The following is a 23,258-nucleotide window of genomic DNA, read 5'->3' as shown; positions in this document are numbered from 1 at the left end:
CCCTGTTCGCGGGGCAAGCCCGCTCCCACCAATGCACCCTACAGGCACTTCGATTGCAACGGCAATCGAACTCCTGGCGATCGCTGCGGTTCCAAACCTGTACACCCTGAAACACCGTGATCAGCCAGGAGATGACAATGAGCACCGTTGAACTGACCGATGTGAGCACCCTGCGCGAACGCGCCCGCAAGCATGTCGAGCAAGGCGCCGTGACCGAAGGTTACAGCGCTGACCGCGAGAAAATCCTGCGCCTGCTCAATGAATCGCTGGCTACGGAGTGGGTCTGCGCCTTGCGCTACAAACGTCACTACTACATGGCCAGCGGCATCAAGGCCAGCGTCGCTGCAGACGAGTTTCTAGAGCACGCGACCCAGGAGCTGGAGCATGCCGACAAGTTGGCTGAACGCATCGTGCAACTGGGCGGTGAACCGGACCTGAACCCAGACAACCTGAGCAAGAATTCCCACGCTCAATATGTAGCCGGCAAGAACCTCAAGGACATGGTGCTTGAAGACTTGGTTGCCGAGCGCATCGCCATCGACAGTTATCGCGAGATCATCCAGTACATCGGCGAGTCGGACCCAACCACCCGGCGCATCTTCGAAGACATACTGGCCCAGGAAGAAGAACACGCCGACGACATGGCTGACTTGCTCAAAGGGCTTTGAGACTGATCGCGGGGCAAGCCCGCTCCCACCTGTAGGAGCGGGCTTGCCCCGCGATGCTTTTAGCTTTTCCTGGCCTTCATCTGTTCAAGCAACGGTGTGCATTGGTTCGGTACATCCCCACCCGGCGCCACCAGCGCCAGCAAACCTGCCGCCGGCCCGATCACCACCCCCAGGGCGACCATGCCTGCCCCCCGCAAGGCCAGCGGCACCGCCTGCACCCCCGCGTCGGGCTTGGCAAAAGGCCCGCGCACATACAACGGTGAACGCAGTGACAAGAGCCGCACGCCTTTGGACTCGGGGTTGATCTTCAGGTCCAACTGCTCAGTGGCAAAGTTGGCCGTACCGTTGATGTAAATGATCGCGTTCTCGGTGTCGAAAACGAACAGCCGGGTGGTTGCCAGGCCGTCCTTGATAGCGAAATCGGCGGCGGCGCAGTTGATCTTCACTTCCTTGTCACCGAACAGCTGACCCACCACATAGTTGCCCACGTTCAGCCCGGCAATCTCCATCAAGCCACGGCTAATGGCGCCATCGTTGATCAACATTTTCAGCTCGCCATTGGCAGTGCCCAGCAGCTTGGCCACCGAGTTGCCTCGCCCACTGAGGTCAGCATCGCCGTTGAGCTGGCCGAAGCTGGTTTTCATCGGCTCGAAGGTGGGGAACAGTTGCTTGAGTTTGAAGCCGCGAGCACTGAGCTTTGCCCGACCTTGCAGGGGCACCGCGCGCCCATCCAAGCGAATTTGCGCGTCCAGTTTGCCGCCCGCTACGCCGAAACGCAGTGGTTCCAGGCGTAATACACCGTCATCGAGTACCACGTGGCTGGACAAGTCATTGAAGGGCAATTCCTCGCTGTGCACGATGCGTTTGCCACTGAAGGTCACGTCAGCATCCATGGCCCGCCAGCGCTCGGTGCGAAACTCTTCAACCGGCAGTACCTTGCTACCCGGCTGCTTGCTCGCCCCGCCCCTGGCCTTCTGCTGGGCATTGGAGTCGGCGCCGATCAAGGGCGCGAGGTCTTTGAACAGCAACTGGTTGGAGACCAGGCTACCGCTGAGTTTGGGCCGCGGTTGGCGGGAAACGAACGTCAGGTCGCCGTGAATATCGCTGTCGCCGATCTTGCCGTTGAAGCCTTCATAGCGAAACAGCGCGCCGCCCGGTTCGTGCAGTTTGGCGGTCAAATGGCCATCAGTGGAATAGGCTGGCGAGTCCGGCAGGGTCACACCGGTCAGGGGGTAAAGGTTGCTCAGGCTGGTGCCAGACAGACGCAGGCGAAGGTCCAGGGCTCCGAGGTTACGAGGGTCGGTCAGGGTGCCGGCCAAGGCGATGCGGGTATCGGCGATCTGCACGTCGGCCTGTAATGGAAACGGCTGGTTGGCATCCTGCAGCGCCAGCAAACCACCAATTTTGCCCTCACCAGACAGAGCCTGGCCTTTGAAGCGCCCTTTGGCCTTGAGGCCGAAGGCATAGTCTTGCGCCCCACCGCTCTTCTGCGCCGAGGCTTTGCCGACGATGTCGCTGAAGGGTACCGGCTTGCCCAACGGATCGATCACCACCTCCAGACGGGTTTTCAAGGTTTGATCGTCAAGGCTTACCTGGCCTTTGTCGAAACCAATGGCGCCGATGTCCAGCACCCAGGATGAGGGTTCTGCCTGTTCGTCTTTTGGCCCGAAATCGAAAGTCCAGTTGGCCCGGCCATCGGCCAGGCGCTTTAGGTTTGCAGTGGGCTGGTTCAAGTCAATGCGCGGGATGACAATCTGCTGGAACAGTAACGGCAAGGGAGACAAGCGAAACTCCACGCGCTTGAGGCCTACCATTTGTGGATCCTTGAGCCAGTCCGGGTTGCCCAGGGTCAAGTCTTCAGCAATGAAGCGCGGCCACGGAATCCAGGCTCGCCAACCGCCTTGCTCGGGCTCGCGCTGCCACTGCACGGCAAGGTTGCCGTTGATGGCAAAAGGCCGATGCAGCGCCTCAGAGACCTTGGCATTGAGGGTTGGCTTGATCCGGTTCCAATCGAACGTCGCAATGACGATTACCAGTAGCGACAGCACCAGCAGCAAGCTGGCGAGGGTCCAGGTGAGAATTCTGGCGGGACGCGTCATTGCATAAATCTCCTGACGGCCACTCAGTTGCAGTGGACGTTTTGATGGCACTTAACCATCGGACTGACGAAAACCTCAGGGGTTTAATTGATGATGGAAAAACCGATTATTTTCTCGGCATCCCATCAATCCAGACGTTGATCATCGACGCAGACTGCCCGCCCACGCCCCCGCCAAAGCCGCTGTATGCATTGAGTTAGAGCCCGCGCCGTAAAACATCAATTCCGTTGATTGTTACCATTATCTTTATGAACTTTTAACTCTCGCCCCCAAGCGTAGCATTGGCTCCGTACTCACTTTCCAGCCCCACCGAGGAGCACCGAACAATGAAACGCCAATTTCTGCTGAGCCTGTCCCTGTCTGTCCTGGCTGCCAATGCCTTCGCCATTCCTGCCAGCGAACAAAACCTGACTGCCGAATCCCGTTCCAGCTCGGTGGTGGTCTCGCAACCACTGAACACCCTCGCCGAAGGTGGCTCGGATCGTGTACTGGAACGCAACAATCGTGTTGCCGAAGGTGGCTCTGATCGTCTGCTGGAACGCAACAATCGCGTCGCCGAAGGTGGCTCGGATCGCCTGCTGGAACGTAACAATCGTGTAGCCGAAGGCGGTTCTGATCGTCTGCTGGAGCGCAACAATCGTGTGGCCGAAGGCGGTTCTGATCGTCTGAAAGAGCGCTATCAAGTCGCTGAAGGTGGTTCTGACCGTCTGATCGAAAAGAACCAACGCGTGAGCTGAAGCCTATGCCAGACAATAAGAGATCCCAGCCTTGCAACGGTTCCCCTCCAAGCCCGGTCAATTGACCGGGCTTTGTTTTCCCGGCGCAGGCTATTAGAGTGCAGGGCTGTTTCACTGCCAACTGACTCTCGCCATGCTGCCGCGCGCCGAACAAAAGCAACAGACCCGCCAAGCCCTACTGGATGCCGCCCGCCACCTGATGGAAAGTGGCAGAGGTTTCGGCAGCATCAGCCTGCGCGAAGTCAGCAAAAGTGCCGGCATTGTACCCACCGGTTTCTACCGCCACTTTTCCGATATGGATCAGCTTGGACTGGCGTTGGTCAATGAAGTCGGCGAGACCTTCCGTCAAACCATTCGTCTGGTGCGCCAGAATGAGTTCGAACTCGGTGGCATTACCGATGCGTCGGTGCGGATTTTCCTCGATGTAGTCGCGGCCAATCGCGCGCAGTTCCTGTTCTTGGCGCGTGAGCAGTACGGCGGCTCGCAGCCCGTGCGGCAGGCCATCGCCACGTTGCGCCAAGGCATCAGTTCTGACCTGTCCACCGACCTTGCTTTAATGCCACGCTGGCAGCACTTGGATTGCGCCGCATTGTCGGTGATCGCTGATCTGGTGGTGAAGACGGTATTCGCCACCCTGCCAGAGCTGATCGACGAACCCACTGGCGACGACTCGCAAGTGCTCAGCGCCCAAGACAAAATCACTCAACAGCTGCGCTTCATTTTCGTCGGCGCCAAACACTGGCAGGGGCTCAGCACCCCGAGTTGAACCTGGCCCACCGCCGCTCCCACAGGGATTCCTGCTACCATGCGCGCAAACGCATTGATCGCGATGAATCTTCTCCATGCCCGACCTTCGTACTGCCCAGCCTGAACTGCCTGCCCTGCTCGAACAGGTGCAAGCGCACTTTACCCAGCGCATCGTGCCGCTCTGGCAAGGCCCGGGCTGGAATGCGGAGATGGCCCTGCCGTTCGAAGCGCTCGATGCGCAGCAGCAACCACTGCCTGTGCAGCGCTACCGGGCCATGGCCTGTGCCCGCCAGTTGTACCTGTTCAGCAGCCGCATCGAGCAGCCAGGCGCCCGTGAGCGCGCGGCCGCGCTGTTTCGCTCGCTGCAACGGCACTTCCACGATGCCGAACATGGCGGCTGGTTCTACAGCATCGATGCCCAGGGCAAGCCGCTGGACCGGCGCAAAGACCTCTACACCCACGCCTTCATCATTTTTGCCTGCGCCCACTACTGGGGGCAGGTGCGAGAACAACTGGTCGAGTCCACCCTCAACGCAGCCTTGAGCGTGGTGGCCGAGCAATTTGCCCGCGATGACGGCTTGTATGAAGCCAGCCTGGGTGAAGACTGGTCGGACCTGGGCAGCGGCCCGTTGCAGAACCCATTGATGCACCTGGCCGAAGCCTTCCTGGCAACCCTGGCAGTGCGCGACGATGAGCACGTGCAAAGTGCCCTGCTGGGGCTGGCCGAGGCCATGCAGCAACACTTCATCGACCCTGAGCATGGGGTCATGCTGGAAAAACCACGTGGGGCTGTGGATAACTGGTTCGAGCCGGGTCACCAGTTCGAGTGGTTCTACCTGCTCGACTCTTCCCCGTTGCTGCACGGCAGCGAACTGCATGGGTCGCTCGACCGTGCGTTCACCTATGCCGAGCGCTGCGGCGTGAAGAATACTGCGGTGCTGGCCATGCTCAGCGCTGACGGCCAGGTCCGTGATGCGACCCAGCGCATCTGGGCCCAGGCTGAATATTTGCGCGCCCTGACCTTGCGCCCGAACAGCGCCGACAAGGTTCTCGCCCAGCTACAAGCGCTGCAGCAGCATTTCCTGCATGCCGGTGGCTGGCACGAGTGCCGTGACGCCAGTGGCGCGGTCAGCCGCAGCGATATGCCGTCGACCACCCCGTACCACCTGGCAACCTGCCTGCAAGGCCTGCAACAGCAAGTCTGATAAGTCCATCACCCTGTAGGAGCGGGCTTGCCCCGCGACAGCGGTTTAACTGACACACCGCAATCGCGGGGCAAGCCCGCTCCTACCAGGACAATTTCAAGCCTTTGCCGAACGGTCAATCGAGAACCCGGCCCACGCCTGACTCACCGGCATCAGTTCTAGGCTGTTGATGTTGATGTGCGCCGGCTGGTTCATGATCCAGAAGATTGTCTCGGCAATGTCCTGCGGCTGGATCGGCTCAGCGCCGGCATAGGTCGCGTCGTAACGTGCCTGGTCGCCGCCAAAGCGCACCAACGAGAACTCGCTTTCGCACAGCCCCGGCTCGATGTTGCTGACGCGCACGCCGGTGCCTTGCAGGTCACAGCGCAAGCTCAGGGAAAACTGCCCGACAAACGCTTTGGTGCCGCCATACACATGGCTACCCGGATACGGATAGTTTCCCGCCACCGAGCCGACGTTGAGAATGGTCGCACCCCGGCCATGGGCGATAAGGCGCGGCAACAGCAGACGGGTGCTGTACATCAAGCCCTTAATGTTGGTGTCGACCATGGTGTCCCAATCGTCCAGGTCACACTTGGGCGCAGGATCGGCCCCCAGCGCCAGGCCGGCGTTATTGATCAGCCCACGCAGCTTGGCAAACGACGGTGGCAGGTTGGCAATCGCCGCCTCCATGGCCTTACGGTCGCGCACGTCGAGCACCAGGCCGTGCACTTCGGTCTGTTTCGACAGTTCTTCACATAGCGCATCCAAGCGCTCCTGACGGCGGCCCGTCAGTACCAACGACCAACCAGCCTCGGCAAATCGGCGAGCACAAGCTTCGCCGAAGCCAGAGGTGGCCCCAGTGATAAATACGGTGGAAGTCATCGGGTACTCCTTGCAAGGTCGATATTACGGATCAGCAGAATGCCCGCCGATAACCGCGTCAGCAAGCATGCAGATACTGTACAAAAAACAGACAATCACTCCAAAGCCTTGATTCATATGGGCTGGAGCAAGCTTTACTCACCTTATCCACAGGCTCTTGCACAAACTCTGGGGGCAACTTCAGGCCCACTAAACCGGGTGTTTGCAGCCAATCGAAAGTATTTTTCTTGACCACACGGTTAGTGTCTGACCTATCACATCCAAGGCCATTTTTCCGATGATGGCCCAAGGCCCGTGAAGTCGGCGCTTACAGCGTTCTTTCCAATGCTTGCCCACAGAGTTATCCACAGGCTGACCCATAGGTTTTAGCACGGGTTGCGCCGTGCATGAAACACTTGACAACTGCCGCTTAAAACCTTTCTTGAACACTTGATCAAAAAACAATCAAATAGCTCAAGCCCTTGTAACTAAAGGCTTTCAGCAAGGTGCCACCAAGTTACCCACAGTCACTTCCACACCAATGGTGGACAACTGAAAAGCATGGGAAAACATCTGTTTGCAGCGACTTTGTGTCGCGGTGCAGAGGAAGTGCTCGTAAGGTTTTCCACAAAGCGGTAGACAAAAGAAGCCCTGCATTGCAAGGGCTCCTCCGACTCAACACGAGACCGTTCAACCCACATCCATCTGCGTCAGCAGATCCCGACATTCCTGACTAGCCTGCCCTGCAATGATCCTAATCGCATCATGAACACCGGCCTTCGTACGTACAGTAAGCTGTGGTGGGGGAATGCTGCCCTCATAGCTGTCGTTGTTCACAAGAGCTTCACCAAGAAGCTCAAGCGTCCAGAGATAGCCCTGCAAACGATTAACACGCTTGGTGGGTGTCATGAGCACACACCCAATGCCCCTGACGTGAGCAAATTGAAATGAACGCTGCTTTGGTGAAAGCGGGTGGAGAAACTACCTGAAATGAGGTTACGCATATCAGCTCCTATAACAGGTTGAAGCTGCCATAATCGCGACCAAACGAAGGGTGGCAGCTGTGCACAGGTTGGTCGACCGGCTGTTACAGGAACCCGGCACACCCGAAAGTGTCCTGCGCACAGCCGCCGTAGAACGGAACGCAAGCGCTAGAAACGCTCGATTTCGTAATCTGGGAACTGTTGCGCCAGTAACAAGACGGGCGACCAAACCCGGTCGCTGAATTGGCAGCGACAGGCAAACGATAGCGGTGTGTGGCTCGTCTTGCAAGCTGACAGGGTTGCAAGGACCCCTTCGTAACCTCAACACTGAGGTAAGATTTTTTGCTGGCTCCTTGACATCAAAGCACCAGTCGGCACAGCAGACCAAGGTTGCTATTGAGCGATAGTAACAACTCACAAACAGAAATAAATCGAAGTACGCATATCCAATGAAAAATATTAAAGCTCATGAATACACTAGACCTCTTGCCTTCAATAGCTTTCATTGGTAACTTACTCGATTACGAAGGCAGCCATAAACATATATGGCCTGCAACCAGGATTACGTATAGATGTTAACCCACCAAGAACTTTCACGACTTTTCTCTAGCAAGCGAATAACAGAGATTAGCTTGGGGGACACTAACTTCCTTAGAAAAGTTGCACAGCACTACGCAACTCATTTAAGCATTGAGTTTTTTGTAAAAGATGTTTTTGAAATCTGCTACAAAGACTTACAAAAAAATTATCGAAGCGAATATTTTTTCAAAAATACCGTTGTCAATAAAATCCTTATCGGCAAACACTCCCTTAACACCGCAACAGCTCTATCCGAATTTAGAGTCAGCAAAAGCAAAGCTGACTGCATAATAATAAATGGTCACTCTACCTGTTATGAAATAAAATCCGAGCTTGATAATTTCGACAGGCTCGAAAAACAACTTGAACACTATAAGAAAATATTTGACCGAGTATACGTTGTAACTGAAGCTAGTCATATAAAAAAGCTTCTTCAAATGAACATCATAGATATCGGCATCATGGAGCTAACCCAAAAAAACACTTTGAGAATCGTCAAAGAAGCTCCGCTAGCGGCTCACGAGATAGATGCGAGAACATTAATTCGTTCTTTGCGTGTCGGAGAATACACTGAAATAATAAGAAGCATTTATGGGGAGGTTCCTGATCTCCCCAACACCGAAATATTCGACGCATGCGAAGAGTTACTCATAAAAGCGCCACCCTTTGACGTCCGCCAGACCTTCAGTAAGGTTATAAAAAAGACTAGGAAAGCAGACAGCTCCTTTTTGAGATCTCTCCCAAAATCGCTGTTAATGGCAGGAATTGAGTACAAGCTAACTAAGGTCCAGCAACAAAAACTACTAAGCATTCTAAACATAAAACTCAGTAAGGATACTTTATGTACTACCCTATATTAAGAGGAAAACAGTTCGAGCTGATAGCGCTGAGAGAGTTAGCCACAACCCTATCCCCAGAGTTTGTCACACCACTCATCGAGCCAGTCAGGGCAAATCTAAAGCCACTTTCAGTAACCATAAATACACTATTCGAAAATGGCATAACACCCATAGTCATAATAAACCCAACTCTTGGTGACTTTGCAAGCTCCTCTGAAGATCTGTACCAAGAAATTCAAAGTTTAAGCCCTAATAAATTTACACCGTGCATAAAGACAAAAAATATAAACACCCAATTTACAGAACTATTCAAAACTTACAAAGACGACGCCGTCATATTCTTAGAGAATAGCGTTGACAAAGCAATGATTTCGGCACTCAACGAAGCCAAACTAGTTTTTATAAATCAAGAAAAAGTTGCTAGCAACGCAATACCCATGCTCAACAAAGTTGTCCTTTATAAAAATTCATTTAATAAACAAGCAAGAAACGCAGACTACGGAGCTAGATCTTTTTACTCAAACCTACACATTGAGTACGCAAAAACCTCCAATGCAGTCGGCTTTGGGGACTATACCATTCTAAGCGAGGACTACTCTGAGTCCGGCGGCCCAGCTTATGTTGTTACGATCCACCTAAGCTATATTGATAGCGAAGAATTTGACGCAATGTATGTACGTCACTTTTCATCTTTTGATGATGAGTCTCCAACCAACCCAGGCGGAAAATTCAAAGACGCGTTAAAAAAACTAGTGATTCACGTAAGCGAAAACCCCACCGACTTTTACATGTCACATGGACTCCGCGGCTTACTTGAACTAGATAACAAGTCATTTCCAGGCCTGGGGCAAGTTAAGAAACTTTCGCTAAAACATCACGTAGAGACAATCGTAGATTACATCAAGGAGTGATGTTATGGCCAGATGTTGCACGAACTGCTTTTCAGACACAGCCGTAATTGAGAAGATATACAGTACAGCCGAATTGAATCGGTGTAGCTTCTGCGGAGCCAACCGAGTTCAATGTGTAAACCCGTTAGTCCTTCGAGACAAAATAGAAATATTCACTTACGGCCTCACAGAGTCAACCGAAGGCAAGAGTTTCTCAGACATCCTAGCAAATATATACGGCATAATTTCCCCTAACGTAAGAAACCCGAACCTACTTATTGACGCAATATTTAACGAGCCAGGATTTGGAGAAAAGAAACATATTTTTGACTTTGAGCTAGATGGACACAACCAAAGCTGGGAAGAGTTTAAAGTTGAACTAAAACATAAAAACCGGTTCTTTCCGAAAAACACAATATACTCTTCGATTTTTAAAGAAGCGTCCCAAAGCACTGACAGCTCAGTTTTCTTTCAGCTTCTTGAGCAGCTTAAAACCCCAATATACAAAGAAGACAAATACTATCGAGCTCGCATTTCCGAAGAGCCTTTAACTAGGGACAAAATGGGAACTCCTCCTCACTCGATAGTAAGTGGAGGGAGAGCCAACCCTATTGGGATCCCATACTTGTATCTTGCAGAAAACATTGAAACCTGCATAAGCGAAGTAAGACCAAGCAACTCTAGCAGCATCTATGTTTCAGAGTTCTCTCCAGACAAAGATCTTTACATACTGGACTTAACAGAACCACGAAAAAACTGTTCAATGGCATCATTCGAGGAAAACCAACTGGAGCCAGCACTCAATTTTCTTAATCTTCTTGAGCTTCTATCAGCAGACTTATCAAAGCCAATCAGACCTGAAAATAGTCACCTTGAATATATACCTACTCAATTTTTGTGTGAATTCATAAAATCAGAAGCACGGCTAGATGGATTATCATTTAATAGTTCATTTGAAACCGGCAAAAATTATGTAATGTTCGACTCTGAAGCGTTTACCACTGGCGACCCAAGTCGATACATAGTAACTAAAACGACACATGAAACCGAACCAAAAATGCACCCTCTACAATAAGAACCAAGCTAGGCACCTAATATATTAGTGCTTAGCTTGGTACATAGTATCAGTGCCCGCCCAGGTAGGCGTTACGCACCTCTTCGTTGACCAACAGCTCTTGCCCGGTGCCGCTCAAACGGATCTGACCGTTGACCATTACATAGGCTCGATCAGAGAGCTTGAGCGCGTGGTTGGCGTTCTGTTCCACCAGGAAGATGGTCATCCCGGTCTGCGCCAGCTCACGCAAGGTGGCAAAGATCTGTTTGACCACGATCGGCGCCAACCCCAACGATGGCTCATCGAGCAGTAACAGCTTGGGTCGGCTCATCAAGGCCCGGGCGATGGCCAACATTTGCTGTTCGCCACCTGACATGGTCATCGCCCGCTGGTTACGCCGCTCCTTGAGGCGCGGAAACAGCTCGAACATGCGCTGCATGTCTTCGCTGGCAAACTTGTCACCAATGGGGATGGTGCCCATCATCAGGTTCTCTTCCACCGACATGTCCGGGAACACCCGACGCCCCTCGGGCGATTGGGCAATTCCGTTGGAAGCGATGTAGTGGGACGATTTGTGGGTAATGTCGGTGCCGCGGTAGACGATCTGACCGCCCGCTGCCCGTGGCTGACCGAATATCGACATCAGCAGCGTCGACTTACCCGCCCCGTTGGAGCCGATCAGGCTCACCGTTTCCCCTTCATTGATATGCAGCGAGACTTTCTTCAGGGCCTGGATCGGCCCGTAGAACACGTCGATCTCTTTCATTTCGAGGATCGGTGCACTCATACCAGTTCCTCTTCATCGGCGCCCAGATAAGCCGCAATCACCGTCGGGTTGTGACGGATGTCTTGCGGTGCGCCTTCGGCGATCACGTTGCCGTGGTCAAGCACCACAATATGGTCGGAAATGCTCATCACCATGCCCATGTCGTGCTCAATCAGCACCACGGTCAGGTCATGCTCGTCGCGCAGCACCCGGATCATCTTGCTCAGCGCTTCGGTTTCCTGAGGGTTGAGGCCAGCCGCAGGTTCGTCCAGGCAGATAATCTGCGGACGCGTGCACATGGCCCGGGCGATCTCCAGGCGACGCTGCTGGCCGTAAGACAGCTCACCGGCCAGGCGGTTGGCGCAGTCGACCAAGTCGACCACTTCCAGCCAATAGAATGCATGGTCCAGAGCATCGCTTTCAGCTTTACGGTAGGCCTTGGTGTTGAGCACACCCGCCAGCAGGTTGCGGTTGACCCACATGTGCTGGGCCACCAGCAGGTTCTCCACCACCGACATTTCCTTGAACAGGCGAATGTTCTGGAACGTTCGCGCCAGCCCTGCGCGGTTGACCAGGTGGGTACCGCCGAACATTTTGTAGTGCATGCGGTTGATAAAGCGCTTCGGTGAAACAAAGTCACCCAGTTGGAAGCGCTCGCCCAGCAACTGGATCACGTTGGTGCGAGTGCCGCGCATGTTCAGTTCGATTTTGCCGCCACTGGCTTTGTAAAAGCCGGTGAGGCAGTTGAACACCGTGGTCTTGCCGGCGCCGTTGGGGCCGATCAGGGCGAAGATGGCGTTGCGTTTGACCTTGAGGCTGACATCGCTGAGCGCCTTGATCCCGCCAAAGTGCATCATCAAGTTGTCGACCGAGAGAATCACGTCATCGCTCATGGCGCTACTCCTTTACGCGGAACTACACCGGTACGGCTGATACGGATCAAACCGCGCGGTCGCCAGATCATCATCAACACCATGAGCACGCCGAACAGCAGTACCCGGTACTCGGAGAAGCTACGCAGCAGCTCCGGGGCCACAGTCAGCACGAACGCGGCGATCACCACACCGACAGTCGACCCCATGCCGCCCAGCACCACGATGGCGAGGATCAATGCCGACTCGAAGAAGGTGAACGAAGACGGGTTCACAAAGCCCTGGTAACTGGCGAAGAACACCCCGGCCAAGCCTGCCGTCGATGCACCCAAAGTGAACGCAGACAGCTTGACCAGCACATGGTTGAGGCCCATGGAACGGCAGGCGATTTCGTCTTCACGCAAGGCTTCCCAGGCGCGGCCGACCGGCATCCGGGTCAACCGATGCTTGATGTACAGCACCGCCAGCACGACGAGGAACAGTACGATGTAAATGAACAGAAACTTGATGTTGGGGTTGTAGTCGATGCCGAAGAACTCGTGAAACGGTATCCCACCGTCCTTGGCCCGACGCCCGAACTCCAAGCCCATGAAGGTCGGCGAAGGCACCGGCATGCCGTTAGGGCCGCCGGTAAACGACAGCCAGTTGTTGAGCACCAGACGAATGATTTCGCCAAAGCCCAAGGTCACGATGGCCAAGTAGTCACCGTGCATCCGTAGCACCGGGAAACCTAATATGCACCCGGCCAGCGCTGCCGCAATGGCCGCCAGTGGCAACACGGTCCAAAAGCCCAGGCCCAGGTACTGATAGCCCAGCGCCAGGCCATAGGCACCGATGGCATAGAACGCCACGTAGCCGAGGTCGAGCAAGCCAGCCAGACCCACCACGATGTTCAGGCCCAACCCCAGCAGCACATAGATCAGACCAAGGATCACCACGGTCAGCAGGTACTTGTTGGCGAAGAACGGAAACACAATGGCGATCACGATCAGCGCCGGGATAATCCAGCGCAGCCGCGACTTGTAGTCGGGCGCCAGCACGTGCACACCGGAGCCGCCACCTTCGAAGCTTTGCAGGATCGATTGGCCTTTAGGGGTCTGCAGGAACAGGCTGAGCAGAAAGCGCCCGGCCATCACCCCGGCTACTAGCCAGGCGACTCGGGTCGGTTCCATGTTGAAGCTGTAGCCGTCAAGCACCACGCCGACGATAGGGCCGAAAACAATCAGGGAGATCAGCCCGGCGAGAATCGCATCGATCAGGCTGCGCTTTAGATCGAATGAAACAGATTTGGCAGCAGACATACTTACACCTTCGCCACGAGTGGGCGACCCAGCAGGCCTTGGGGACGGAAGATCAGAATCAGCACCAACAGGGAGAAACTGAACACGTCTTTGTAGTCGGAGTTGATCAACCCGGAGAACAACGACTCGGAGATACCGAGGATGATCCCGCCGAGCATGGCGCCCGGTAACGAGCCGATACCGCCCAACACTGCTGCGGTGAAAGCCTTGATGCCGATGATGAAGCCAGCATAGAAGTCGAAGGTGCCGTAGTTCATGGTGATCAGCACACCGGCCAGCGCAGCCATCACCGCACCAATCACGAACACGTAGGAGATCACCCGGTCAGTGTTGATACCGAGGATCGAGGCCATCTTGCGATCCTGTTGGGTGGCACGGCACATGCGCCCCAACTTGGTGAACTTGATGATGTAGGTGAGCGCAGCCATGCCGACGAAGGCGGCCACCAGGATGAAGATCTTGGTGTAGGTCAGTTGCACGAAGCCGGTGCCTACTTCCACGCGCAAGGCGCCTTCGAGCAGGGTGGGAACGCCTTGCTGGCGCGCGCCCTGGCTGATCTGTGCGTAGTTCTGCAGGATCAGCGAAATACCGATAGCACTGATCAGCGGTGCCAGGCGGGTGGAGTTACGCAGGGGTTTGTAGGCGATGCGTTCGATGGTCCAGCCATAAACGCCGGTAACCACAATGGTGAAGATCAGCGTCCCGAGCATCAGCAGCGGGAAGGATTCGATACCGAAGTACGCCAGCAATGCCAGACTGATCGCCGCCAGGTAAGCGGAGATCATATACACCTCGCCGTGCGCGAAGTTGATCATGCCGATAATGCCATAGACCATTGTGTAGCCGATGGCGATCAGGCCGTAGACAGACCCCAGGGTCAGCCCATTGACCAGTTGCTGCAGAAAAATACCATCCATAACGCAATCTCACGTATTTGAGATTGCACAAGCGCCGACTACGGTGAGCCCCGGATGAAGCGGCCCTCGCAGCGCAGGGTTGTGCAGATCTACGAGAAAAGACAGGTACGGCGCAAAACCGGGTAGCGACCCGGGCACAAGCCCGGGTCGGATACCGTTGTTATTTTTGTTTTTCCAGTTGGTGGTACTTGCCGTTTGCATCCCACTGGTAGACCACGTAGTCGGAGACGGTCAGGTCGCCTTTGCTGTCCCATTTCTTCTCGCCCATCACGGTTTGCACCGGATTGGCTTTAAGCCATTTGGCAGCGTCTTCGCCCTTGTTCGACTTGGCACCGTTGAAGGCGGCCGCCAGCGCCTGAACCGAAGCGTAGGCATACAGGGTATAGCCTTCAGGCTCGGTGCCGGCTTTGCGGAACTCTTCGACCACTGCCTTGCTGTCTGGCAGCAGGCGCGGATCGGCGCCGAAGGTCATGTACACGCCGTTGGTGTATTGCGCGCCACCGGCAGTGGCCACCAATTCGTCGGTGACAATGCCATCGTCGGACATGAAGGCGACATCCTTGAGGCCCTGCTCACGCAACTGACGAACCAGAGGGCCGGCCTCCGGGTGCAGGCCACCGAAGTACACCACGTCGGCACCAGCGGCGCGGATCTTGGTGACTACGGCGCTGAAGTCTTTCTCGCCGCGGGTCAGGCCTTCGTACAGCACCGGTTTAACACCGCGCTTTTCCAACTGAGCTTTGGTGGCATCGGCCAGGCCCTGACCGTAGGTGTCCTTGTCGTGCAGGACCACGACCTTCTTGCCCTTGAGCACGTCGACGATGTAATTGCCGGCGACAATCCCCTGCTGGTCGTCACGCCCGCACATACGGAACATGGCGGTCAGGCCGCGCTCGGTAACCTGCGGGTTGGTCGAGCCCGGGGTAATAGCGATGATGCCGGCTTCGTCATACACCTCGGAAGCTGGAATGGTGTTGGACGAGCAGAAGTGCCCGACCACACCGGCAACCTTGTCCTGGTCGACCAGACGGTTGGCCACGGCCACGGCCTGCTTCGGCTCGCAAGCGTCATCGCCCTTGACCAGGACGATTTTCTCACCGTTGATCCCACCTGTGGCGTTGATCTTGTCGGCTGCCGCCTGGGCACCTTTCATGTACTGCTCGCCAAACGCTGCGTTGGCACCGGTCATCGGGCCTGCTACACCGATCTTGATGTCGGCCTGAACATACGAAGAAACACCCAGCGCCGTAGCTACGGCAAGGGCCAGAAAGCCTTTCTTGTAAAACGTCTGCGACATGAGGTGGTGCTCCTTGGAGTTTTTTTGGTTGGCACTACAACTTTCAGCAATTGCTCTGAGCAAGGGCCGTGCCATTGGTTTTTTATTCTGGGAAAACTCATGAAGAAGTTACCGGGGCCTGAGCCGTGCCCTTTTTTTATTGGCTGTGCAACCGTCTGCGATACGGATAGCGCCACCGCTTCGAAACAAAAAGAGCAACTGCTCAGTGCCATCATTGCAACCCCGGCAAGTGTTTACGTGCAACTAGCCTGTAACAGGATGCGTAACCGAACTGCACATCCGTGGTGCGCGACTGCTACAGCGGGCACCATTACAGGCTAGACGCTGACCAGCGAAAGTGCTGCTACCTTGAGGCTGCTACCGATGTACCCGAGGCGTGCCTGCCCACCTGCAGAAAAAGGCTGGCACAATGGCAAGGTCTGTGCGCCATCGCTGGCTGATGATGGCGCGCGCCCCTTACGGAGCCCCTTATGAGCGAGAGCGCCTTCGCCGATCGCATCGTGCAGAACCTGCTCGACACGGATTTCTACAAACTGAGCATGATGCAGGCTGTGCTGCACAACTATCCCAACGTTGAAGTCGAATGGGAGTTTCGTTGCCGCAATGGCGAAGACCTGCGCCCTTATTTGGCGCAAATACGTGAGCAGATCGACCAGTTATGTGAACTGAACCTAGCCAATGGGCAATTGGGCTTCCTCGAACAGATCAGCTTCATCAAGCCGGATTTCCTGCGCTTTCTCGGCCTGTTCCGCTTCAACCTGCGCTACCTGCAACTGGGCATTGAAAACGATCAGTTGTTCCTGCGTCTGCGCGGCCCATGGCTGCATGTGATTCTTTTCGAGGTACCACTGCTGGCGATCATCAGCGAAGTACGTAACCGCCATCGCTACCCGCAGGTCAAGCTCAGCGATGCCCGCGACCAGCTGTATCGCAAGTTCGACTGGCTCAGAGCACATGCCAGCGGTGACGAGCTGGCCGAGCTGCAAGTGGCCGACTTCGGTACCCGCCGACGCTTCTCCTACAAGGTCCAGGAAGAAGTGGTACGCGTGCTCAAAGACGACTTCCCGGCACGCTTCGTCGGTACCAGCAACGTGCACCTGGCACGAAAGCTGGATATCAAACCCCTGGGCACCATGGCCCATGAATGGATCATGGCTCACCAGCAACTCGGCCCGCGGCTGATCGACAGCCAGATCGCCGCCCTCGACTGCTGGGTGCGCGAATACCGCGGCTTGCTCGGCATCGCCTTGACCGACTGCATCACCATGGATGCGTTCCTCGGCGATTTCGACCTGTTCTTCGCCAAGCTGTTCGATGGCCTGCGCCATGACTCGGGCGACCCGATACGCTGGGCCGAAAAAGCCATCGACCATTACCGCAAGCTGGGCATTGACCCGATGACCAAGACTCTGGTGTTCTCCGATGGCCTGAACCTGACCAAGTCACTGGAGATCTTCCGGGCGCTGCGCGGTCGGATCAACGTCAGTTTCGGCATTGGTACCAACCTGACGTGTGACATTCCCGGGGTGGCGCCAATGAGCATCGTGCTTAAAATGACCGACTGTAACGGCCAGCCTGTCGCCAAGATTTCCGACGAGGCCGCCAAGACCCAATGTCGCGACGAAAATTTCGTTGCCTACCTGCGCCACGTTTTCAAAGTGCCCAAGGAGTAATTCATGCAAGCCGTTCAGCGAGAGATTGCGCAAGCGCTCAAGGTTCAGCCGCCCTTTGCCGACCGCGCCGCGCTCGATGCCGAAGTGACCCGGCGCGTGGCGTTCATCAAGCAGTGCCTGAACAATGCCCGGCTCAAAACCCTGGTGCTGGGGATCAGTGGTGGCGTCGACTCGTTGACCGCTGCATTACTGGCACAACGGGCAATCAACGAGCTGCGCAGCGAGACCGGCGACGCGGGCTACTGCTTCATCGCCGTGCGCCTGCCTTACCACGTACAGCAGGATGAACACGACGCCCAGGCCTGCCTGGACGTGATCAAGCCAGATGAGCTGCACACGGTGAACATTGCCCCTGCCGTACAAGCACTGGCCAAAGAGGTGAAAGCACTGGAGAACGGTCAGCCGGCGATGGTCGATTTCGTGGTTGGCAACACCAAGGCGCGGATGCGCATGGTGGCCCAGTACACCATCGCCGGTGCCCGTCAGGGGCTGGTGATCGGTACCGACCATGCGGCTGAAGCCGTGATGGGTTTCTTTACCAAGTTCGGTGATGGCTCCTGCGACCTCGCCCCGTTGAGTGGGCTGGTGAAAAACCAGGTACGGGCGATTGCGCGCAGCTTTGGTGCGCCGGAATCGTTGGTAGAAAAAGTGCCGACGGCCGATCTTGAAGACCTGGCGCCAGGCAAGCCGGATGAAGCGTCTCACGGCGTGACGTATGCACAGATCGATGCCTTCCTGCACGGCGAGCCGGTGAGCGAAGAGGCCTTTGCGATTATCAAGGGCACTTACGAGAAGACCCAACACAAACGCGAGATGCCGTTCGCGCCGTGACGTGAAATGCATCGCGGGGCAAGCCCGCTCCCACACACCAGCTGTAGGAGCGGGCTTGCCCCGCGATTAGATTAAAAGCCCCCGAATTACTTCAGCGTAACGGTGCCTTTCATCATCGAGATGTGGCCAGGGAACGAGCAGAAGAAGCCGTACTTCTCGTTAGCGTCGAGCTTGGACACGTCGAAGGTCACCGAAGCGGTTTCCTTGGCGCCGATCACCTTGGTGTGAGCAATCACACGAGCGTCGCCTTCTTTCAGATAATCTTTTTCGATACCGGCGCTCAGACCGTCGGTAGCAATCGGCTGCATGTCAGCTTCTTTACTGATCACCAGGTTGTGGCCCATGACGTTCTTCGGCAGGTTGCCGGAGTGAGTCAGTTCGACGGTGAATTGCTTGCAGCTCTTGTCGATTTCGATGGCCTTGGTGTTGAAAGACATCTGGTCGGTGGAGTCGACGGTGACCTTGCACTCGGCGGCGAAAACCTGAGCGCTGGCGAGGGTCAGCAAGGATACGGCAACAACTTTGGCAAACATCGTGAATCTCCTTGGCAGGGTTTTGATCAGTTTGCAGACTGCCTGAAACCCTTCAGCCCGACCCTGATATATATCAAGGGGCTGGCCAAGGGCCAGTCAGTAGAATTGTTCTATGGATTGTATACAGCCAATCAAAGTGCACATCATGCGCCATTAATGGACGATGAGACAACCTCTCATTTAGGAGCAATCAACATGTCCCTTGGTAGCTTGATGCACAGTCTACTCGCCCTGTATGCCTGCGGTGCAAGCGGTGTTGCCTGCGAGGTTTCTCACTCAGCGTAAATCCAGCCTTGGAAGCCACTGGCATGCGCCTTACTCTGTGTCAGCTTGTAACTGGAGAGAAGCAATGTCAGTACGTTCCGTTTGTGTGTTCTGTGGCGCCAGCACTGGTGTCAGCCCGGCCTATCGGGAAGCGGCCATCGCCCTCGGCCAAACCATTGCCCAGCGCGGCCTGACCCTGGTCTATGGCGGCGGTGCCGTAGGCCTGATGGGTATCGTTGCCGACGCCGCGATGGCCGCCGGCGGTGAGGTCATCGGAATCATCCCCCAGGCCCTGAAAGACGCCGAAGTGGGCCATTCCGGCCTGACCCGCCTGGAAATCGTCGATGGCATGCACGCTCGCAAGGCACGCATGGCCGAATTAAGCGACGCGTTCGTTGCCCTACCCGGTGGTCTGGGCACCCTGGAAGAGCTATTTGAAGTCTGGACCTGGGGCCAACTGGGCTATCACGCCAAGCCGCTGGGCCTGCTGGACGTCAACGGCTTTTACAGCAAACTGGGCAGCTTCCTCGACCATGTGGTCGATGAGGGCTTCGTGCGTCCACAGCACCGGGCCATGCTGAAACTGGCTGATACCCCTACCCAGCTGCTCGACGCCATGGAGGATTATCAAGCCCCGGTAGTCCCCAAGTGGGTCGACAAAAAACCTGACTAAGGTTGCTGCCCACCCTCCAGCGGCATCACCGTGACCTGCACGTGTGGGTCATGATGACCGCCGCCAAGGATCACCCCGCGCAGCGGCGACACATCGGAAAAATCCCGGCCCCAGGCCAGGGTGATGTGTTCCAGCGCAGGACGCAGGTTGTTGGTGGGATCGAAATCGACCCACCCCTGCGTCGGGCAGTACACCGAAACCCAGGCATGCGAGGCGTCTGCCCCAACCAGGCGGGGCTGCCCGGGTGGTGGGCGGGTTAGTAGATAACCGCTGACATAACGCGCCGCCAGCCCACGGGAACGCAAGCAGGTGAGCATCAAGTGCGCGAAGTCCTGACAGACACCCCGACGACGCTCAAGCACTTCCACCAACGGTGTGGCCACTTGAGTGGCCTCGGCATCGAAGGTGAACTCGCTGTAGATTTTTTCCATCAGCGCCTGTGCCCCTGCCAGCAGTGGTTGCCCTGGGCCAAAGCACGGCTCGCTGAAGGTCACGAAACGCTGTTTGAGGCGCACGTAGGGTGATTCAAAGCGATAACGGCACGCCTCCAGGTGCTCGCCCGATAAGGGTTGGCTGGTATAGCTCAGGGCATCTCGCACCTGCTCCCAGGCCGGCGAGGCGCTGAACTGTGGCTCACTACGCGGCAATACTTCGACCTGCAGGCGGGCCACCACCCGCAACTGCTCATGCTGACGTTCGAATGCCAGGCGGGTGAGCGGATTACCGAACACATCCCATTCGTCATGCCGCTGCGTCGGTGAAGGGCTGACCTGTAAAGCCTGCGCAGTACAACGCTGCCAGGCACAGGGCCTGGGCCACAGGTGCGCCAATTGCTGAGCCAGGGATACCGGGCTGTCATAGCGATAGTGGGTGTCGTGTATTACCTGATAATGAGCGCTGTTCATCAGACCGACACCGTTTGCTGACTGACATCATCGACATGGGCAAAGTGGCGCAAAGCCAGGCGTTCGGAAATGTCGGCGCTGGCCTCAGCAATGCCGTGCAGCAGATCAGCCAGCCCAATCAGCACCGCCTTCACGCTGGCACTGCCGAACAGCGAGCCCTCCAGGCTGCGCAAATCGAAATGTTTGAGTTGTTCCGCCAACAGCGCCAGGCCGGGATCAGGCTGGCTACCAAACTCATCACACAATCGCCGATAGGCGCTCACCAGCAATTTGAGCTGAAACAGCACCGCATGGGGGTTCTGCTCATCGAGCAGGAGTAAATCGAGCACCGGGATCAACTGGGCAACCGCCAGGTAGCGCGAGCGGTAGGTGATGCTGCTATTGCCCAGTTCCAGCAACCATTCGAGCCCCGCCTGATCAAACACCGCCGGCCCGCGCAGAAACGCCGCCAGGCTACTGCACAGGGACTGCAAGCGCTCGATCCGCCGACCAATCATCAAAAAGCGCCAGCCCTCATCGCGGGTCATATCGTCCAGAGCAAAGCCCGACAACGCCGCCATGGACATCACCAGGCGATTGAGGAAGTCGACCTGTTCGCCAAAGTCCGCAGCCTCGTCATCAAGGCTCAAGGATTCGCGCTGCACCTCCACCAATGCCTGCCAGTTCTCCCGTGAGAGCTTGCCGCGCACTTGCGACGCCGCCCACTGCAAACGCTGCAGGTTGGCTTTGAGGCTGAAGGCCCAGTCGCTATCGGCCAGGGCGGTGCGCAGGCGCTCAGGCAAGCTGCCCTCCTCCGGCATCAGCGACAGCTCGTCGGCCAGTGTCACTGCCGCCTGCAGGGCCAAAGGGTCATCGCCATCCAGGTAACGGGTAAGGATGATCCGCAGCAAGCGGGCGCTGGCATCGCAGCGCTCGCAATAACGCCCAAACCAGAACAGATTCTCGACCACCCGTGACGGCAGGTAAGGGTCTTTGCGCACCAGATCGGCAACACCCAGGGTGTGCTGAGCCCGCCACTGCTCACCGACAGGCGCCGTGTCTCCCAGCACCCAGGTGTCTTTGCTCGCGCCACCACGTTGCATCGACACCACGTCGGCGTCGGCCAGTGCGGCAACTCGGGTCAGGCCGCCGGGCAGCACCCGGTAGCCCTCAGCCGAGACTACGGCATAAACCCGCATGCCAATCGCCCGGGCATGCACCTGGCCCTGCTCCTGCTGCCACACCGGTGCCTGCGATAACTGCGCAAGCTCTTGGGCCACATACGCATAGGGCCGCGCCTGAATCCGCTCGGCAAGCGCCTGGCGCTGTGCCTCATCGAGATCACGGCCAAACACCGGGGCAAAACTCTGCGAAGGAAACGCCGGCTTGATCAGCAACTGCGGCAAGCGCTCAAGCGCTGTGGCCATCACCGGCGGCTCACCACACCACCAAGTGGCAATCGACGGCAGGCTAAGTTCCTCACCAAACAAGCGCTGGTTGATGGCTGGCAGAAAGCCCAGCAGCCCGGGAGACTCCAACACACCACTTCCCAAGGCATTGGCCACCAGCACGCGCCCCCGGCGCACGGCATCGAGCAGCCCTGGAACGCCCAGTGCCGAGTCTGTGCGCAGCTCCAGCGGGTCGCAGTAGTCATCGTCCAGGCGACGCATGATGGCATGGACCCGGCGCAGGCCACTGAGGGTTTTCAGGTACACGGTGGCATCGCGCACCGTCAGGTCGCCGCCCTCAACCAGTGGATAGCCCAGTTGCCGCGCCAGGTACACGTGTTCGAAATAGCTTTCGTTAAAACGCCCTGGTGTCAGCAACACCACCAGCGACGTTTCCTGCTCACTGGGTGCCAGGCGCACCAGCGTCTGCTGCAAGGTATGGAAAAAACCGGCCAGATGTTGCACCTGCAGATCCCGATACAACTCAGGCAAGGCGCGAGAGACAATGGTACGGTTTTCCAAGGCATAACCAGCGCCGGAAGGCGCCTGAGTTCGGTCGGCGGTCACCCACCAGCGGCCATCCGGCGCCCGCGCCAGGTCAACCGCATACACATGCAGGTAAGTGCCATCGGCCGGGCAGATGCCCTGACAGGGCCAAAGAAAGTTGTTGTGGCCATACACCAGCTCAGCAGGCAACAGCCCTTCACTGATCAGCCGCTGTGGCCCATAGATGTCTGCCAGCACGGCATTGAGCAAACGCGCCCGCTGGGCAACCCCGCAAGCCAGCTGTTGCCATTGTGCGGCAGGCAGAAGATGCGGCAGAAGATCGAGTTCCCAAGGGCGATCTGCACCCTTGGGATCGGCGTAAACGCTGTAGGTAACGCCATTTTCCTGCAATTGCCGGGTCAACGAAGCCTGGCGCTGGGCCAATTGCCCAGCCCCACTGCGCTGCAGGTAATCGCTCACTGCCTGCCAATGTTCGCGCACCTGTCCTTGGGCTTCGAACATTTCGTGGTAAGTCCCCGATTGCAGCGGATAGGCATCAAACAAGTCAGGCATGGCAGTGCTCAAAGGCCGCAGGTCATTTCAGCGTAGCGCTCGGTGTTGGCGCAAGCCCAAGGTGAATGGCAATTCCACAACCGCGCAAGACTTATG

At 56.6% G+C, this 23,258-nt stretch carries 22 protein-coding genes; 11 read left to right on the top strand and 11 right to left on the bottom strand.

Annotated features, from left to right (window positions below; genetic code table 11):
* Positions 1-137 precede the first annotated feature (137 nt).
* Positions 138-668 carry a bacterioferritin gene (locus tag E1573_RS06070; protein ID WP_133211622.1) on the top strand — a complete coding sequence of 177 codons (531 nt, stop codon included), beginning with the start codon at positions 138-140 and terminating at the stop codon, positions 666-668.
* A gap of 59 nt (positions 669-727) precedes the next feature.
* Here the strand turns inward: E1573_RS06070 and E1573_RS06065 are convergent, their stop codons facing one another.
* Positions 728-2,767 (bottom strand): AsmA family protein, encoded by a 2,040-nt coding sequence (locus tag E1573_RS06065; RefSeq protein WP_133211620.1) that lies wholly within the window; start codon positions 2,765-2,767, stop codon positions 728-730.
* A 326-nt stretch (positions 2,768-3,093) separates the two neighbouring features.
* Here E1573_RS06065 and E1573_RS06060 point away from each other — a divergent pair, with 326 nt between their 5' ends.
* The 3 genes from E1573_RS06060 (at position 3,094) to E1573_RS06050 (ending at position 5,456) form a co-directional block, all read left to right on the top strand.
* Entirely contained in the window at positions 3,094-3,504 is a 411-nt protein-coding gene (locus E1573_RS06060; protein ID WP_133211618.1) for a hypothetical protein, read from the top strand.
* A 133-nt stretch (positions 3,505-3,637) separates the two neighbouring features.
* Positions 3,638-4,270 carry a TetR family transcriptional regulator gene (locus E1573_RS06055; protein WP_133211616.1) on the top strand — a complete coding sequence of 211 codons (633 nt, stop codon included), beginning with the start codon at positions 3,638-3,640 and terminating at the stop codon, positions 4,268-4,270.
* Between the two features lie 76 nt (positions 4,271-4,346).
* Positions 4,347-5,456: an AGE family epimerase/isomerase gene (locus E1573_RS06050; protein WP_133211614.1), complete on the top strand. Its 1,110-nt coding sequence runs from the start codon at positions 4,347-4,349 to the stop codon at positions 5,454-5,456.
* A gap of 96 nt (positions 5,457-5,552) precedes the next feature.
* Here the strand turns inward: E1573_RS06050 and E1573_RS06045 are convergent, their stop codons facing one another.
* Positions 5,553-6,320, bottom strand: coding sequence for an SDR family oxidoreductase (locus E1573_RS06045; RefSeq protein WP_133211612.1), 768 nt, complete (start codon positions 6,318-6,320; stop codon positions 5,553-5,555).
* A 39-nt stretch (positions 6,321-6,359) separates the two neighbouring features.
* Here E1573_RS06045 and E1573_RS06040 point away from each other — a divergent pair, with 39 nt between their 5' ends.
* Positions 6,360-6,551, top strand: a complete 192-nt coding sequence (locus E1573_RS06040; RefSeq protein ID WP_133211610.1) for a hypothetical protein — start codon at positions 6,360-6,362, stop codon at positions 6,549-6,551.
* A gap of 438 nt (positions 6,552-6,989) precedes the next feature.
* Here the strand turns inward: E1573_RS06040 and E1573_RS06035 are convergent, their stop codons facing one another.
* On the bottom strand, positions 6,990-7,208 hold the full coding sequence (locus tag E1573_RS06035; RefSeq protein ID WP_133211608.1) for a hypothetical protein: 219 nt from the start codon (positions 7,206-7,208) through the stop codon (positions 6,990-6,992).
* A gap of 646 nt (positions 7,209-7,854) precedes the next feature.
* Here E1573_RS06035 and E1573_RS06030 point away from each other — a divergent pair.
* The 3 genes from E1573_RS06030 to E1573_RS06020 are packed head-to-tail and all read left to right on the top strand — an operon-like array spanning position 7,855 to position 10,665.
* On the top strand, positions 7,855-8,721 hold the full coding sequence (locus E1573_RS06030; RefSeq protein ID WP_133211606.1) for a sce7726 family protein: 867 nt from the start codon (positions 7,855-7,857) through the stop codon (positions 8,719-8,721).
* Entirely contained in the window at positions 8,703-9,611 is a 909-nt protein-coding gene (locus E1573_RS06025; protein WP_133211604.1) for a sce7725 family protein, read from the top strand. Before E1573_RS06030 ends, E1573_RS06025 begins: the two co-directional genes overlap by 19 nt.
* Positions 9,612-9,615: 4 nt before the next feature.
* Entirely contained in the window at positions 9,616-10,665 is a 1,050-nt protein-coding gene (locus E1573_RS06020; protein ID WP_133211602.1) for an RES domain-containing protein, read from the top strand.
* 49 nt (positions 10,666-10,714) lie between these two features.
* Here the strand turns inward: E1573_RS06020 and E1573_RS06015 are convergent, their stop codons facing one another.
* The 5 genes from E1573_RS06015 to E1573_RS05995 form a co-directional block, all read right to left on the bottom strand.
* Positions 10,715-11,431 carry an ABC transporter ATP-binding protein gene (locus E1573_RS06015; protein ID WP_133211600.1) on the bottom strand — a complete coding sequence of 239 codons (717 nt, stop codon included), beginning with the start codon at positions 11,429-11,431 and terminating at the stop codon, positions 10,715-10,717.
* Positions 11,428-12,303 carry an ABC transporter ATP-binding protein gene (locus E1573_RS06010; protein ID WP_133211598.1) on the bottom strand — a complete coding sequence of 292 codons (876 nt, stop codon included), beginning with the start codon at positions 12,301-12,303 and terminating at the stop codon, positions 11,428-11,430. Before E1573_RS06010 ends, E1573_RS06015 begins: the two co-directional genes overlap by 4 nt.
* Positions 12,300-13,583 carry a high-affinity branched-chain amino acid ABC transporter permease LivM gene (gene livM / locus E1573_RS06005; protein ID WP_133211596.1) on the bottom strand — a complete coding sequence of 428 codons (1,284 nt, stop codon included), beginning with the start codon at positions 13,581-13,583 and terminating at the stop codon, positions 12,300-12,302. Before livM ends, E1573_RS06010 begins: the two co-directional genes overlap by 4 nt.
* A 2-nt stretch (positions 13,584-13,585) precedes the next feature.
* Positions 13,586-14,500, bottom strand: coding sequence for a branched-chain amino acid ABC transporter permease LivH (locus E1573_RS06000; RefSeq protein WP_133211594.1), 915 nt, complete (start codon positions 14,498-14,500; stop codon positions 13,586-13,588).
* 160 nt (positions 14,501-14,660) lie between these two features.
* Entirely contained in the window at positions 14,661-15,797 is a 1,137-nt protein-coding gene (locus E1573_RS05995) for a branched-chain amino acid ABC transporter substrate-binding protein (protein WP_133211592.1), read from the bottom strand.
* A gap of 470 nt (positions 15,798-16,267) precedes the next feature.
* Between E1573_RS05995 and pncB the strand changes: the two genes are divergently transcribed.
* On the top strand, positions 16,268-17,470 hold the full coding sequence (pncB, locus tag E1573_RS05990) for a nicotinate phosphoribosyltransferase (protein WP_133211590.1): 1,203 nt from the start codon (positions 16,268-16,270) through the stop codon (positions 17,468-17,470).
* A gap of 3 nt (positions 17,471-17,473) precedes the next feature.
* Positions 17,474-18,301 (top strand): ammonia-dependent NAD(+) synthetase, encoded by an 828-nt coding sequence (nadE, locus tag E1573_RS05985; protein WP_133211588.1) that lies wholly within the window; start codon positions 17,474-17,476, stop codon positions 18,299-18,301.
* Between the two features lie 86 nt (positions 18,302-18,387).
* Here nadE and azu read toward each other — a convergent pair whose 3' ends face one another.
* Entirely contained in the window at positions 18,388-18,834 is a 447-nt protein-coding gene (azu, locus tag E1573_RS05980) for an azurin (protein WP_133211586.1), read from the bottom strand.
* Between the two features lie 349 nt (positions 18,835-19,183).
* On the opposite strand from azu, the gene E1573_RS05975 reads away from it, so the two are divergent.
* A complete protein-coding gene (locus tag E1573_RS05975; protein ID WP_133211584.1) occupies positions 19,184-19,771 on the top strand; it encodes a TIGR00730 family Rossman fold protein in 588 nt (195 codons plus the stop codon).
* On the opposite strand, the gene E1573_RS05970 is transcribed toward E1573_RS05975, so the two are convergent.
* Together E1573_RS05970 and E1573_RS05965 are read right to left on the bottom strand one after the other, a co-directional pair.
* Positions 19,768-20,676, bottom strand: coding sequence for a transglutaminase family protein (locus tag E1573_RS05970; RefSeq protein WP_133211582.1), 909 nt, complete (start codon positions 20,674-20,676; stop codon positions 19,768-19,770). The genes E1573_RS05975 and E1573_RS05970 overlap by 4 nt on opposite strands.
* Positions 20,676-23,162, bottom strand: coding sequence for a circularly permuted type 2 ATP-grasp protein (locus tag E1573_RS05965; protein ID WP_133211580.1), 2,487 nt, complete (start codon positions 23,160-23,162; stop codon positions 20,676-20,678). The genes E1573_RS05970 and E1573_RS05965 overlap by 1 nt, the downstream gene beginning before the upstream one ends.
* Positions 23,163-23,258: the final 96 nt, after the last annotated feature.

The organism is Pseudomonas sp. H9, from assembly GCF_004353925.1.
Taxonomy (GTDB): Bacteria; Pseudomonadota; Gammaproteobacteria; order Pseudomonadales; family Pseudomonadaceae; genus Aquipseudomonas.
This window is presented reverse-complemented; position numbering and strand designations above follow the sequence as displayed.

Excerpts from the sequence above, each read along its gene's own strand:
- pncB (WP_133211590.1), top strand. The coding sequence starts at position 16,268 with ATGAGCGAGAGCGCCTTCGCCGATCGCATCGTGCAGAACCTGCTCGAC.
- E1573_RS06045 (WP_133211612.1), bottom strand. The coding sequence starts at position 6,320 with ATGACTTCCACCGTATTTATCACTGGGGCCACCTCTGGCTTCGGCGAA.
- E1573_RS05970 (WP_133211582.1), bottom strand. The coding sequence starts at position 20,676 with ATGAACAGCGCTCATTATCAGGTAATACACGACACCCACTATCGCTAT.
- E1573_RS06030 (WP_133211606.1), top strand. The coding sequence starts at position 7,855 with ATGTTAACCCACCAAGAACTTTCACGACTTTTCTCTAGCAAGCGAATA.
- E1573_RS06070 (WP_133211622.1), top strand. The coding sequence starts at position 138 with ATGAGCACCGTTGAACTGACCGATGTGAGCACCCTGCGCGAACGCGCC.
- E1573_RS06025 (WP_133211604.1), top strand. The coding sequence starts at position 8,703 with ATGTACTACCCTATATTAAGAGGAAAACAGTTCGAGCTGATAGCGCTG.
- E1573_RS05995 (WP_133211592.1), bottom strand. The coding sequence starts at position 15,797 with ATGTCGCAGACGTTTTACAAGAAAGGCTTTCTGGCCCTTGCCGTAGCT.
- E1573_RS06055 (WP_133211616.1), top strand. The coding sequence starts at position 3,638 with ATGCTGCCGCGCGCCGAACAAAAGCAACAGACCCGCCAAGCCCTACTG.
- E1573_RS06065 (WP_133211620.1), bottom strand. The coding sequence starts at position 2,767 with ATGACGCGTCCCGCCAGAATTCTCACCTGGACCCTCGCCAGCTTGCTG.
- livM (WP_133211596.1), bottom strand. The coding sequence starts at position 13,583 with ATGTCTGCTGCCAAATCTGTTTCATTCGATCTAAAGCGCAGCCTGATC.
- E1573_RS06020 (WP_133211602.1), top strand. The coding sequence starts at position 9,616 with ATGGCCAGATGTTGCACGAACTGCTTTTCAGACACAGCCGTAATTGAG.
- nadE (WP_133211588.1), top strand. The coding sequence starts at position 17,474 with ATGCAAGCCGTTCAGCGAGAGATTGCGCAAGCGCTCAAGGTTCAGCCG.
- E1573_RS06050 (WP_133211614.1), top strand. The coding sequence starts at position 4,347 with ATGCCCGACCTTCGTACTGCCCAGCCTGAACTGCCTGCCCTGCTCGAA.
- E1573_RS06015 (WP_133211600.1), bottom strand. The coding sequence starts at position 11,431 with ATGAGTGCACCGATCCTCGAAATGAAAGAGATCGACGTGTTCTACGGG.
- E1573_RS05975 (WP_133211584.1), top strand. The coding sequence starts at position 19,184 with ATGTCAGTACGTTCCGTTTGTGTGTTCTGTGGCGCCAGCACTGGTGTC.
- E1573_RS06040 (WP_133211610.1), top strand. The coding sequence starts at position 6,360 with ATGCCCGCCGATAACCGCGTCAGCAAGCATGCAGATACTGTACAAAAA.
- E1573_RS06060 (WP_133211618.1), top strand. The coding sequence starts at position 3,094 with ATGAAACGCCAATTTCTGCTGAGCCTGTCCCTGTCTGTCCTGGCTGCC.
- azu (WP_133211586.1), bottom strand. The coding sequence starts at position 18,834 with ATGTTTGCCAAAGTTGTTGCCGTATCCTTGCTGACCCTCGCCAGCGCT.
- E1573_RS06000 (WP_133211594.1), bottom strand. The coding sequence starts at position 14,500 with ATGGATGGTATTTTTCTGCAGCAACTGGTCAATGGGCTGACCCTGGGG.
- E1573_RS05965 (WP_133211580.1), bottom strand. The coding sequence starts at position 23,162 with ATGCCTGACTTGTTTGATGCCTATCCGCTGCAATCGGGGACTTACCAC.
- E1573_RS06010 (WP_133211598.1), bottom strand. The coding sequence starts at position 12,303 with ATGAGCGATGACGTGATTCTCTCGGTCGACAACTTGATGATGCACTTT.
- E1573_RS06035 (WP_133211608.1), bottom strand. The coding sequence starts at position 7,208 with ATGACACCCACCAAGCGTGTTAATCGTTTGCAGGGCTATCTCTGGACG.